Source organism: Collibacillus ludicampi (assembly GCF_023705585.1).
GTDB lineage: Bacteria > Bacillota > Bacilli > Tumebacillales > BOQE01 > Collibacillus > Collibacillus ludicampi.
Genome location: NZ_BOQE01000001.1, coordinates 508,070 through 520,620, shown reverse-complemented (window position 1 = coordinate 520,620; position 12,551 = coordinate 508,070). Strand labels below are relative to the sequence as shown.

At 41.7% G+C, this 12,551-nt stretch carries 12 protein-coding genes; all 12 read left to right on the top strand.

Annotated elements, in window-relative coordinates; genetic code table 11:
• Window positions 1–153 precede the first annotated feature (153 nt).
• Window positions 154–1,386, top strand: a complete 1,233-nt coding sequence (locus DNHGIG_RS02760) for an acyl-CoA dehydrogenase family protein (protein ID WP_282198226.1) — start codon at window positions 154–156, stop codon at window positions 1,384–1,386.
• Window positions 1,367–1,798, top strand: a complete 432-nt coding sequence (locus tag DNHGIG_RS02755; protein WP_282198225.1) for a VOC family protein — start codon at window positions 1,367–1,369, stop codon at window positions 1,796–1,798. The genes DNHGIG_RS02760 and DNHGIG_RS02755 overlap by 20 nt, the downstream gene beginning before the upstream one ends.
• Before the next feature lie 359 nt (window positions 1,799–2,157).
• On the top strand, window positions 2,158–2,790 hold the full coding sequence (locus DNHGIG_RS02750; RefSeq protein ID WP_282198224.1) for a TetR/AcrR family transcriptional regulator: 633 nt from the start codon (window positions 2,158–2,160) through the stop codon (window positions 2,788–2,790).
• A 212-nt stretch (window positions 2,791–3,002) separates the two neighbouring features.
• Complete coding sequence (locus tag DNHGIG_RS02745) at window positions 3,003–4,508, top strand: 4-hydroxyphenylacetate 3-hydroxylase family protein (RefSeq protein WP_282198223.1); 1,506 nt, start codon at window positions 3,003–3,005, stop codon at window positions 4,506–4,508.
• Window positions 4,509–4,567: 59 nt separating this feature from the next.
• Window positions 4,568–5,107, top strand: a complete 540-nt coding sequence (locus tag DNHGIG_RS02740) for a hydrolase (RefSeq protein ID WP_282198222.1) — start codon at window positions 4,568–4,570, stop codon at window positions 5,105–5,107.
• 320 nt (window positions 5,108–5,427) lie between these two features.
• The gene (locus DNHGIG_RS02735; protein ID WP_439647722.1) at window positions 5,428–6,459 is read left to right on the top strand and encodes a ThiF family adenylyltransferase; all 1,032 of its coding nucleotides are present in this window, start codon (window positions 5,428–5,430) and stop codon (window positions 6,457–6,459) included.
• 307 nt (window positions 6,460–6,766) lie between these two features.
• Complete coding sequence (locus DNHGIG_RS02730) at window positions 6,767–8,050, top strand: MFS transporter (protein WP_282198221.1); 1,284 nt, start codon at window positions 6,767–6,769, stop codon at window positions 8,048–8,050.
• A 59-nt stretch (window positions 8,051–8,109) separates the two neighbouring features.
• On the top strand, window positions 8,110–8,901 hold the full coding sequence (locus DNHGIG_RS02725) for a putative hydro-lyase (RefSeq protein WP_282198220.1): 792 nt from the start codon (window positions 8,110–8,112) through the stop codon (window positions 8,899–8,901).
• Window positions 8,902–9,267: 366 nt separating this feature from the next.
• Complete coding sequence (locus DNHGIG_RS02720; RefSeq protein ID WP_282198219.1) at window positions 9,268–10,035, top strand: IclR family transcriptional regulator; 768 nt, start codon at window positions 9,268–9,270, stop codon at window positions 10,033–10,035.
• Between the two features lie 91 nt (window positions 10,036–10,126).
• A complete protein-coding gene (locus DNHGIG_RS02715; protein ID WP_282198218.1) occupies window positions 10,127–10,591 on the top strand; it encodes a cupin domain-containing protein in 465 nt (154 codons plus the stop codon).
• A 489-nt stretch (window positions 10,592–11,080) separates the two neighbouring features.
• Window positions 11,081–11,974 carry an FAD binding domain-containing protein gene (locus tag DNHGIG_RS02710; protein WP_282198217.1) on the top strand — a complete coding sequence of 298 codons (894 nt, stop codon included), beginning with the start codon at window positions 11,081–11,083 and terminating at the stop codon, window positions 11,972–11,974.
• On the top strand, window positions 11,974–12,522 hold the full coding sequence (locus tag DNHGIG_RS02705) for a (2Fe-2S)-binding protein (protein ID WP_282198216.1): 549 nt from the start codon (window positions 11,974–11,976) through the stop codon (window positions 12,520–12,522). Before DNHGIG_RS02710 ends, DNHGIG_RS02705 begins: the two co-directional genes overlap by 1 nt.
• Window positions 12,523–12,551: the final 29 nt, after the last annotated feature.

The window sequence follows — 12,551 nt, the reverse complement described above, 5'->3', positions numbered from 1 at the left end:
AATAAAAGAGGAGAATAGCTCTACATTTCTTACGCTTTGGGTTGTTAGCCTTGGCATGAATATTGCTTTTGATCGATAACAAACCACTTTGTAAAGGCGAATACCCGCTTTTATCTGAGTGCAACAAGATTGATCAACACAGGAGGGTTCAACATGGCAGTAAAGCTTCAAAAAAGAAGTTCCCAGGAAATTATCAGTATTATCAAACGTTTGGCGATCGACAACTTTGCATCCCGCGCCGGCAAGTACGACAAGGAAAACTGTTTTCCCTACGAGAATTACAAAGACCTGCAGGAATACGGGATTCTGAGTTTGGTCATTCCCGAGGAATACGGCGGATTCGGAGCGGATTCGCTTTTGTTGGCGCAAGTTTTAAAGGAAATCGCAAAAGGCGATGGAGCCACCGCGAATACGTTTAACATGCATTGTTCAGTCATTCACATTTTAAACGAAATGGCGAGTGGCGAGCAAAAGAAACGGTTTTTCTCGGAAGTCTTCACACATGGAAAACTTTTTGCGTCCGTCACGAGTGAACCTTCGAGCAGCCTTAGGGGAGCATTCAAACCGAGTACAATCGCTCGGAAGGTGCCAGGCGGCTATGTGGTTTCCGGTACGAAATACTTTGCATCGTTAAGTTCCGCTGCCGATTATTATAATACGTTATGTTTTCTTGATGGAGCAGAATCGATGGAAGATGGCGCCATTATGCTCATGATTCCTCGCGAGAGCGCCGGCGTCACTGTGGAAGAAACATGGGACGCTATGGGGATGCGGGGAACTGCCAGCAACACCGTTCATTTTAATGAGTGTTTTGTGGAAGAACGAAACGCGATTGGATCCCCTGGGGATGCGCTTCGAAAAAATGTAACGGACGTCTATGCTTTTGGGTTTGCAGCCGTCTATACCGGGTTGGCGGAAGCTGCCTTTGACTTTACGACGCATTACGCAAAAAATACCACCTTTAAACCGGATCCACATCCGATCAGTCATTATCCGAATATTCAACAAAGAGTTGCCGAAATGGCCGTGAAAATTGAAGCTGCCAATCAATTAGTGATGCACGCCGCATACGTTAGGGATCATGGCAGTGAAGAAGACCGGGTGGTTCCGATTACACTCGCAAAATACTTTGCCACCGAAATGGCCTTGGAAGTCACCGATATGGCCATTCGCGTCTGCGGCGGGCGGGCTTATATGAAAAAATATTCGCTGGAACGAATTCACCGCGATGCGCGCGCAGGGATGGTGATGCCTCCGAACAATGACAAATGTCTAGAAATCATAGGAAAGGCAAGTCTTGGTTTTGAAGTCTCAGGCGGTTGGTTACCGAAATCCAAGCAAAATGGTGATGAAAGGGGAAGAGAGTATGAAGTTGGCAAAAATTGATCATGTGAGCGTATCGGTGGCTGACATTGAAAAAGCTAGGGATTTTTACGGACGAATCTTGGGATTGACACAAATCCCACGGCCGGACTTCAGCTTCGAGGGAATTTGGTACAAGTTGGGTGACGTAATGATTCACGTGATTAAGACTGCAAGGGATTCAAAACATGTGGATCGAGCCGATATTTCAGCGCAAGATGCCCACCTTGCCTTTTACGTGGAAAGTATAGAAGAATTTGAGAACATTATCAAAAAGATTGAAGAGGAAGGACTGCCCTGGTATGAGCTGGATCACTCGCCGAGCGGCTTGCGGCAACTCTTTTTTAAAGATCCGGATGGTCACATGATTGAGATCGTCACGCCGGATCCTAGTAATCCGTATTATGAATCCGTATATTTAAAGTATTATGTCTAAAACGATTTCCTCTGCTTATGAGCTCTAGTCTTTTGACTGGAGTTCATCCTTTTTATCATCTTGGTATGCATCATGGCTCAATTCATTAACCGTATTTTATCATACTAAACGCGAATGTTTGAAAGAATTCCTAACAGCGGACGACGTTTATGTGGGAGGCATTATTCACAAAAAACATCTCTCTAGGTGAACATGTATTTATTTAACATCGATGTTGTAGTTGAATTTAAAAAACTCTAGTTATTTGAAATTTTCGTTGACAAAAAACAAAAGTCATTAGTATAATCCATATAACAGCTGACTAGTCAGTTGGGAAAGCTTGAAAGCTTCAACTAGCAGAAAAGAAAAGAGGGAATACATTGAGCGGAACATACGCAGAAGAGTATATAGTAGAAACCTCAGTGAAAGATCCAGAGTTGGTTGAAAAGAGAAGGGCTGAAATTATTGATGCTGCAGTAAAAATTTTTTCAGAAAAGGGTTATCACGCAACAACAACCAAGGAAATAGCGGATTTAGCTGGAATGAATGTGGGGACTATGTTTCAGTATGTAAAAAATAAGCAGGACATTTTGTATCTTGTTTGTTGCCATATTCATTCAATGATTGAACAAGCTTTGTATGCAGTAGAAGTAGAGGATCTCGATCCAATGAAAGCGATTTCTGAATTTGTTACCGCTCTTTATCGGATTGTGGATCAACTTTCGGATTATGTTGTTCTCATGTATCAGGAAACCGCTTCGTTAGATAAAGCGGCCCGAAGCTCATTCCTCAGTCGGGAACAAAGGCTATGCAACCTTCTTGAGAACCAAATTAAGAAAGGCATTGATAGTGGATTTTTTAAAATCGATCCCGAATGTGTTTCTCTTTTAGCAGAAGACATTCTTGTGCAGGCTCAAATGTGGGCTTTTCGGCGGTGGTCCTTATCGAAAAAATTTACCCTAGAGGGTTATATTACAACGAGAATTGATTTACTAAAGACTCTTTTGCAATAAATCATAATAGTTTTATATTTAGAGAAAAATTAAACTAAACAATCGGTATATAAAAGGGGGTGAGGCTTCTGACTTGTGGTGTGATTCATATTTTTGCCAACTGACTAATCAGTAGAGAACAGACCAGATGAAACAAGTGCTCCTGCAAGTTCTGAGTGCCACAATCTTAAACGGGCTCGTTCCATGTGACATGACTAGGAGGAGAGATGAGCATGAAACTCATGACCGGTAGGGAATATGTTTTAAGCCTAAAAGAGTATAATCCTGATATTCAAGTGAAGGGGAAGAAAGTTAGAAGTGTCGCAGACGAACCCTTGTTTAAACCGGGTATTAACGCTATAGCTGTGACCTATGAGTTAGCACATCAAAAGAAATATCAAGATATTATGTTGGCTACCCTGGAAGATGGAACAAAGGTAAATCGATTAAATGCCCTCGACTTTAGTACAGACGATTTGTTGAAGAAACTGGATATGGTTCGATTGATTTGTAAGTGGACTGGATGTGGACAACGTTACCTCATGCACGATGCACTTGGTGCATTGGCCGAAATCACCGCGATGATAGACGCGGATAAAAAAACTGATTATTTTTCAGTGTTTAAGGATTATCTGCTGCATGTTCAAAAACATGACCTGACATGCGGAACGGCTGTTACAGATGCAAAAGGGGACAGAAGCAAACGGCCTCATGAGCAAGCGGATCCAAACTTGTACGTGCGCGTGGTTGAAAAGAATCAGAAAGGAATTATTGTTCGCGGGGCAAAAGCCAATATAACTGGTGCTCCTTATGTCCATGAATTTATTGTTTTGCCAACCCGTTCCATGCAGAAAGAAGATGTGGACTATGCCGTGTCTTTTGCCGTTCCTGTTGACGCTCCCGGCTTAAAGATCATTGCAAAACCCGCAGGACGACCAGAAGACGCAGAAGCTCCTTTTAGCTCCAATTTTGGGCAATCCACTGCTCTTGTAATATTTAACGATGTATTTATTCCTTGGGACAGGGTTTTTCTATGTGGTGAATGGGAATACACTGGGAAATTGGCCGAGGCGTTTGCTAATCATCACCGACATTCTTGTATTGGTGCCCGTGCTGGATTGGGGGATATGATTATCGGGGCATCGGCGCTTATGGCCGAGTATAATGGTCTTTCTTACACGGATGTTCCACATATCCGTAGAAACCTGGGCGAACTGATCCGAATGATCGAAGGGTTTTACGCCACGGGAGTCGCGGCTTCTGTTTATGGACGCAAAACGGTGGCCGGAAATGTCGTGCCGGATTCCGTGCAGTCCAACATTGGAAAACTGATGTTAGCGGAGCAAGTCTATGATATTTTCCGTATTGCCCATGAAATTAGTGGAGGTATCGTCGCAACGGCTCCAACTCCCGAAGATATTGCGATACCGGAAGCTGGAGAATTGATTGATCAGTACTTAGTTGGCAAGCATGGTATAACTGCGGAGGAGCGAATAAAAATGGCTCGGTTTATCGAGGATCTGACAGCCTCGAAGGAAGGTGGCTTTTATGCACTTATCAGTCTCCATGGTGGAGGATCGCCAGAAGCAATGCGAATGTCAGCAGTTCGAAATTATGATATTGAAAGTAAAAAGGAACATATTTTGCAGAAATTAGCGTGTTTTGCAAAATTAGAAGGAACCTGCAAGGAATGTGAAACATGTGTCAATGACGAGCTCTGCGAGCAAGAATGTAAGTGAGTCATTCTTTAACGGTTTAGAATCACTCTAAATTCCATCAAATTTGGGAGGGGGAGGGCATGCTTAGTAAAGAACAGGCCTTATTGGTATTGGTTGATGTACAAGGGAAATTGGCGAAAATTGTACATGACAGCGAAAGTTTAATAGAAAATTTGATAAAATTGATTCAAGGATTGCGTATTCTTAGGGTTCCCATCATTTGGGTTGAACAATATCCCGAGGGATTGGGATCAACAATTGAGGAAGTGGCACAATATTTGACAGGGATCAAACCGATTCGAAAAATTTCTTTTAATGCATGCGAAAACGAAACATTTATCCAGGCTGTAAAGGAGACAGGACGGCAACAATTACTGGTTGCAGGAATTGAAACCCATATCTGTGTTTATCAAACGTCCATTGGGTTGAAAAAAATGGGGTATGAGGTTCAGGTTGTTACGGATGCTGTATCTTCACGCACTTTAGCAAACAAAGAAATCGGGCTCGAAAAAATGAAATCGGCCGGTGTCGCATGGACTAGTGTCGAAACTGTCCTATTCGAATTAATGAAAATTGCAGAAGGCGACCATTTTAAACAAATTATCAAATTGCTCAAATAATACTATGGGCGTTCAATTCTATCCCTAACCGATCATTATTCTGGTTGTGGTGACATTCACGAGATTGTCTCGCACTTCAAATGCGATCTGGTTTCCACAGCCTAGAGAGGAAAAGGGCCCCAAAGAAGGTACCGCCTTCTTTGGGGTGAAGTTTTGTAATCGCCACTTTTGCCTCCAGACTTTTCTAGCAGACCAGGGAATGGAATACATCTCCTACCTATGTTATTCTTTTAGAATATGAAGCCTATCCAATGATGATGGTCAAACAAATGACAGAATTGCGCGTGAAGATGTTCTAAGAGTAGAGAGGCGATATCCATATGAAAATCGACATGGAACGATATTCAAGACAAATTTTATTTCCCCCGATCGGAGAAGAAGGTCAACGGCGCTTGTTAAAAAGCCGTGTAGCTGTCGTCGGTATGGGAGCTCTTGGTACCGTGTTGGCGAATCATATGGTGCGGGCAGGGGTCGGTTTTGTCCGAATCATCGATCGCGACTATGTGGAAATGAGTAATCTGCAAAGACAGATGCTCTATGATGAAACGGATGCCAAGGAAGGTCTCCCCAAAGCGGCAGCAGCGGCCAAGAAGCTGCAGGCGATCAATTCAGGGGTAGAAATTGATCCGGTGATTACCGATCTTACGTGGAGAAATGCGGAAGAACTATTGGCAAACATGGACTTGATCCTAGACGGCACCGATAATTTTCAGGTACGTTTCTTAATTAACGATGTTTGTGTGAAACACAACATCCCTTGGGTATATGGCGGCGGGGTCAGCGCCCATGGCATGACAATGACCATCATCCCTGGTAAAACCCCTTGTCTGCGTTGTTTGTTCGAATCTTTGCCCGCCCCCGGAAGTACGCAGACATGTGATACAGCCGGAGTCATCGGGCCTTTGATTCATATCGTCGCTTCTTTGCAAGCGGTTGAAGCGATGAAAATCCTGATAGACGATCAAGCACATTTACGTCGATCGATGCTGAATGTATCACTCTGGGATCACCACATCGCTGACGTAGATGTTACTCATGCGAGACGTACCGATTGTCCCGCTTGTGGAAAACATCAATTTGAGTTTCTCGAACCGCACCAAGATTCGGATGTGACAAGCCTTTGCGGTCGAGACACGATTCAAATCTCGCCTCAACGTCAAGTGACACTGGATCTTGAATCATTTGCCAAACGGCTTTCACCTCTAGGAAGGATTGAACGAAATCGATTCCTGTTGCGTTTTTATGTCGATTCGTACCGTCTGGTGATCTTTCCCGACGGGAGGGTTCTCGTCCAAGGAACGAACGACCCTGTTCTTGCCCGCTCTTTATACGCAAGATACATTGGAAACTAACGCATGCAAAGCTGTGTCTTTGTGTGCTTTTTTTTACAAATAAAAAAGCCGCTCTCTCGGGGCTTTCCGTCATTCCATCCTCCCTCGTACCCATTTGAGCCAAAGTCGCGAGCGTGTGACTTAACCATTGTGCTTTAAAAGCGTTTACTACTAGTAGTTTTAAATTTATTTTATTTATTTCGTATTGATGAAAAATTATATTGATGAAGTGTTTTTCTCTGTTTAACATATGTAATAGATAGCCGTATCTCATCAAAGATGGTTTCGTGAAGTGTTTTAAAAACATTATTTCCAGGGGGGCTTTTAAATGTCAAATGAGGTGAATATTCAAGCCCGTAAAGCGCTTTATGCAGCTTTCATCGGGTATATGCTTGATGGGTTTGACTATATGATTTTTACTCTTTCCTTGGCCTTAATCATTAAAGCCTTTCAATTGTCTACGGGTCAAGCAGGATTATTAGCCACAGCTTCTTTGTTTATTTCCGCTTTTGGAGGACTTTTTGCCGGAACATTATCCGACTATATAGGTCGAGTACGAACGTTAGCGATAACAATTGTTCTTTATGCTGTTTTTACCGGATTGACCGGTCTGGCTACAAATTATCAACAGCTGTTTATATACCGTGCTTTGGAAGGATTAGGGTTTGGAGGAGCATGGGCTGCTGGTGCAGCATTGGTATCTGAAAGTGCTCCTGCCGACAGGCGGGGACGCTGGTTAGGATGGGTGCAAAGTTCATGGGCGTTAGGATGGGGATTAGCTTTAATTGTCTATTTAATCTTTTCATCCATATCTCACGGGGAAAACGGCTGGCGTATTTTGTTTATAATCGGCGCACTACCTGCCTTATTTATTTTCTATATTCTCCGTCAGGTAAAGGAGCCTGAAATTTGGCTGCAGACGATGGAGATGAAGCGAAAACTTAAACAAGAAAAGTTTCAAACGGAAAATAAAGAATCTCTACGCCAAAAAATAATATCCCTTACCTTTTTCCAACTTTGGGCACCTGATCTTATCGGACGCACGTTAGTCGGACTTTTACTCAGTACAGGAGCACTGTTCGGGTATTATTCTATTTTTACGTTTTTACCGACCTATCTTCAAAAGGTAAGACATCTTACAGCGGTTGGTAGTGGCCCGTATCTTGCGATGGTTGTTATTGGCTCATTTATTGGGTATTTAACATCGGGTTGGCTGAATGATAAATTAGGTCGACGTAAGAACTTCCTGTTTTTTTCAATCGGTTCCGCTATTATTATTTTGCTGTATACTTATATAATCCAAAATAATTCCATTTTGATTTTGCTATCCTTACCTTTAGGTTTTTTCGCCTCCGGTATATTCAGTGGCTTTGGTTCTTACCTTGCTGAATTATTTCCTAGCCGTGTACGAGGGGCAGCGCAAGGATTTGTATATAATGGAGGGCGTGCCATCGCTTCTTCAGGTCCGGCTTTAATTGGATATTTAAGTTCCAGCCTAGGTGGATTGGGGCAAGCGATCACCATTTTCGGTCCAGCATCGTATCTACTGTGCGTAATCGCGATATTACTATTGCCTGAAACAAAAGGAAAAGAGCTGAAGGCGCTAGATTAATAGAGAGGAACAGTGCAAGTTAGAGTTTAGGATAGAATATACGAACGGAGGAAGAGACTATGCAAGAACTTTCGAACATGAAACCATCAGAAATTCGTATGCTTTTTCGTCAAAATCAGTTAACATGTCCTACCGCTGGAATGGCCAATGGTTATACGCAAGCAAATTTGGTTGTTTTAAAAAAGGATCTAGCATTTGAATTCCTTTTATTTTGTCAACGTAATCCAAAGCCTTGTCCGGTTCTTGATGTAACTGAACCTGGATTGCCAATTCCGAAGCTTGTAGCTCCAGAAGCAGATTTAAGGACAGATCTACCTAAATATCGCATTTATAAACATGGACAATTAGCGGAAGAAGTTACTGATATTTTGAATTATTGGGAAGACGATATGGTAGCTTTTTTGCTTGGATGTAGTTTCACGTTTGAACAAGCATTGGTTAACAATGGAATCTCTGTCCGACATATTGAAGAAGGTCGAAATGTAGCTATGTATAAGACCAATATCCCTTGTGTAAAGGCTGGGCCATTTGAGGGGCCTATGGTCGTCAGCATGCGGCCGATTCCGGAAAAGGACGTTGTCCGAGCTGTTCAAGTCACTTCCCGTTTTCCTGCGGTGCATGGTGCACCTATTCATATAGGAAATCCTGAGTCGATTGGAATCAAGGATATTGAGAAACCGGATTTTGGCGATCGCGTGACCATTCGTGCGGGGGAAATTCCGGTCTTCTGGGCATGCGGTGTGACGCCCCAGGCTATTGCCATGCATGTTAAGCCCGAACTAATGATCACCCACGCGCCAGGACATATGTTTATTACCGATTTGCGTGACGAACAGTTTGGCGTTTTGTAGTGTAAGATAATGACGGCTTTTAACACGGTTCAGTTCCCCATTCAGACGGTTCCGTTGCACCATGGCTACGGGGAGTTCTTCATAGATATCAGTCGGGAAATTGGATCCTTGTATCGCCCGTTTTTGATAAGCTTGGCGATGAGAGCTGCGTTCATTTATCCCATAAGAAGTGAGTAACTTCTTATGGGATTTTTTCTCTAGCTTTATTTGAAAAGACTTTCTAATTTCGCTGTCTACTGTATTGATTAGTACCACGAATTATGGAAAATGATCATTTTGAATAAAAAAATCTCATATTTCATATTATGAAAATTTTTTTATTGATACAAATAATATGAATTTATATAATGTGTTTAGGTGATAGGAATGCAAAAATCCGGGACAAAAATCAAGTCTGTAATGAAAGCGCTTAAAATTTTAGACTTACTTGGAAAAAATCCAAATGGATTGCTGATTAAAGATATTAGCATAGAACTGAAGATAAACTTAAGTACAACTTACCATCTGATAAACACGATGTTAGATCTCGGGTATGTGATGAAAACAAAGGATGATATCTATTTGCTGGGATATCGAATTCCTTTTTTAAACAACGCCTATTTACAATCCTTGGCTCCTGATACAATGTTGAATAATTTTTTGCGAGAACTCTCTGATATTACTTTAGAAACTGCCTATTTAGGTAAAGAACATAATAACGAAGTGATTATTCAAAATATTATTGAGTGTCCTCAAGCGATAAAAGTAAACAAGCTATATATAGGATATAAGGATTATCCCTATGCGAGAGCTTTACCGAAAGCGATCATTGCATTCTGGCCGGATTCAAAAATCGAACAGTATTTTATGGGGAAAACATTTGAGAAGTTAACAGAATCAACCCCTTCAAACTTGGATGAATTAATGCTGGATTTATATGAAATACGGAAGCGCGGTTACAGTTTGGATGAAGAGGGGTTTAAAAAAGGCATTTGTTGTATTGCAGCCCCTGTTTTTGATGCGAATAAAGAACCAGTTGCTGCTTATAGTGTGAGTCTGCCTCATGAAAGATATTACAAGAATCGCGATAAATATGTGGAAAAAGTCTGTGAGATAGCTAAAAAAGCTTCCCGATATTTTGGGAACTCTGAATAGAAATTTTAAGGGGGTGATGAATATGTAAATGAAGATGAAGTTGCTCTAATATTAAAGTTTATTAAAACAAAAAAATATGGAGGTATAGAAAATGGAGTTAAAAGAGGTCTATAAACGAGTGATTCGCCGGCAGGATGTCAAAGCGAATTGGGATGCATTTCCGGATTTTAAAAAAGCCACTTACAGATATATTGGAACGCTGGCCGCGACGGATACCAAAATTCCACCGGTCTTAATGGACAGTGGAATTTCTTTGGGGATCATTGAAGCTGAACCCGGTCCTCAAGCGGCTTTGCATGATCATGAAGTAGAAGAAATTTTTATGCCGCTCGAAGGGTTATGGGAATTCTTCTGGGGTCCGAACGGAGAAGAGAGAGTTACAGTGGGTCCTTTAGATGTTATTACGATTCCGCCTGGAGTGTTAAGAGGTTTCAATAATGTTGGCGGTACAACAGGCCGTCTGCTGGTTTTGCAGACAAGTGCACAGGCTAAAGGAGCTGCTTTTAATAAAAGAGAAGAGCTTACAAACATTACTGAACATAACTACCAAAATTAATAATTTTTCAGATTAGCATCAAATTGGCATAAGGACAACTTATTAACATAAGAGATGCGGTGTATACGATCCTGGGATGTGCCTGGGAACCCTCATGAATAACAGCCTTGCGAGCTATAGGAATACACTTAAGACCATCGGTGTAGGGGGGTAGAATCCCCTCTGCTTGCGGATGGCAGCGTGTAGATGATGTCATGAGGGCCAAGGGAACAATTTCAGCATCTATGACACCAGATACAAAGGGCACCGGTGGATTAGTGACATTCCCTTGGTGGACACCTAAGGTAATCTTCCAAAGAAAACCCAGGATCATAAACACCTTTACATGTTGTGGATCATGGTTCCGCACTTCGCAGAGCTACGTCTATTATATCACAAATGTTCTATCTATTCTACTTAATTTTCAAAGAAAAATTCTAAAAGGGCAACTACATCTGGTTATGTCAACCAAAATCGGTAGCTGCTCTAACTATACAAGGGGGGAAGTTTATGTACCCGGCGCCTATATCCGATTATTTTGCTCCGTCAACCTTAGAGGAATGCTTAGATTTATTATATCATTACGGCAGCCAAGCGAAAATAATAGCTGGCGGTCAAAGTTTGTTACCTTTATTAAAACTAAGAATGGTGGATACACCAATCATAATTGATATTAACAGAATTATTGAATTACAGGAGTTTGGTGAAAAATTTCTGGAACCAGGAAAGCGTATTCTTAGAATTGGCGCATTGACAAGACATAAAACGTTAGCCTCTCATCCGTTAGTGTTATCGAAATATCCTATTATTTCTGACGCAGCCAAATATATTGGAGATGTTCAGATAAGAAATAGAGGAACAATAGGCGGCAGTTTAGTTCATGCTGATCCAGCAGCTGATCTTCCGGTTCCTATATTGGTTTTAGATAGTACATTACGAGTTATTTCAAAGGACGGGGAACGTGATTTTTCAGCAGAAGATTTTTTCCTCGGATTAATGATGACAGTTGTCGAAGAAAATGAAATTCTCGCTTATGTAGATATTCCTTCCCCTCAAAAGGGAACAGGGGCAGCATATAGTAAGCACTCGGTGGTCTTTGGAGATTTTTCCGTAATTAGCGTCGGAGCCAGAGTAACCCTTCTGGAAGACATTTGTCAATCATCGCGAATCTATGTTGGTGGAGTGAATCCTCGTCCTCAGAGAGCTGTTAATACAGAAGAGTTCCTGCAAGGAAAAACGATTACCTCGGAGATCTTACAAAAAGCAGCGGATGTCATGGCGGAGGAAATAGAAGTGGAATCTGATATGCGTGCTTCTAATACTTATCGAAAAATTCTTTTAAAACATTATGGTTTCAATGTTTTATCGAAAGCCATCCAAAGAGCAAAGGAGGATCAATTTTAATGAATCAGCTGAAAGAACTACAAAAATCCAGTGCGGATGGTACGAAAACGATTCAAGTTCGAGTCAATGGACAAATAGTTGAAAGAGAAGTTCATATCAGAATGTTACTCGTGGACTTTTTACGTGAGGAGCTAGGTTTAACAGGAACTCATGTGGGATGTTCTGTGGAAGGAAGATGCGGAGCTTGTACCATCTTGTTAAACGGAGAAAATGTAAAATCTTGTTTAACATTGGCAGTTCAGGCGGATGGAGCCAACATTTTGACTGTAGAAGGATTGGGAACTCCAGATAACCTTCATCCTATTCAGGAGGGCTTCTGGGAAAAACATGGTTTGCAATGCGGTTTTTGCACTCCGGGGATGATGATGTCTGCTTATAATCTATTAAAGGTCAATCCGCATCCTTCTTCTGACGAAATTAGAGAAGCAATAGTTGGAAACTTATGCAGGTGTACCGGCTATGAACATATCATTGAAGCGGTACAGTATGCAGCTGAGCGTTTGTCATCTATGTCAAAAGAGGAACGGGAAAAGTTATTAACCTATTAGTGTGGTAAATATTAGAAACTAAGGAGGGG

Excerpts from the sequence above, each read along its gene's own strand:
- DNHGIG_RS02760 (WP_282198226.1), top strand. The coding sequence starts at position 154 with ATGGCAGTAAAGCTTCAAAAAAGAAGTTCCCAGGAAATTATCAGTATT.
- DNHGIG_RS02755 (WP_282198225.1), top strand. The coding sequence starts at position 1,367 with ATGAAGTTGGCAAAAATTGATCATGTGAGCGTATCGGTGGCTGACATT.
- DNHGIG_RS02745 (WP_282198223.1), top strand. The coding sequence starts at position 3,003 with ATGAAACTCATGACCGGTAGGGAATATGTTTTAAGCCTAAAAGAGTAT.
- DNHGIG_RS02740 (WP_282198222.1), top strand. The coding sequence starts at position 4,568 with ATGCTTAGTAAAGAACAGGCCTTATTGGTATTGGTTGATGTACAAGGG.
- DNHGIG_RS02735 (WP_439647722.1), top strand. The coding sequence starts at position 5,428 with ATGAAAATCGACATGGAACGATATTCAAGACAAATTTTATTTCCCCCG.
- DNHGIG_RS02730 (WP_282198221.1), top strand. The coding sequence starts at position 6,767 with ATGTCAAATGAGGTGAATATTCAAGCCCGTAAAGCGCTTTATGCAGCT.
- DNHGIG_RS02725 (WP_282198220.1), top strand. The coding sequence starts at position 8,110 with ATGCAAGAACTTTCGAACATGAAACCATCAGAAATTCGTATGCTTTTT.
- DNHGIG_RS02720 (WP_282198219.1), top strand. The coding sequence starts at position 9,268 with ATGCAAAAATCCGGGACAAAAATCAAGTCTGTAATGAAAGCGCTTAAA.
- DNHGIG_RS02715 (WP_282198218.1), top strand. The coding sequence starts at position 10,127 with ATGGAGTTAAAAGAGGTCTATAAACGAGTGATTCGCCGGCAGGATGTC.
- DNHGIG_RS02710 (WP_282198217.1), top strand. The coding sequence starts at position 11,081 with ATGTACCCGGCGCCTATATCCGATTATTTTGCTCCGTCAACCTTAGAG.
- DNHGIG_RS02705 (WP_282198216.1), top strand. The coding sequence starts at position 11,974 with ATGAATCAGCTGAAAGAACTACAAAAATCCAGTGCGGATGGTACGAAA.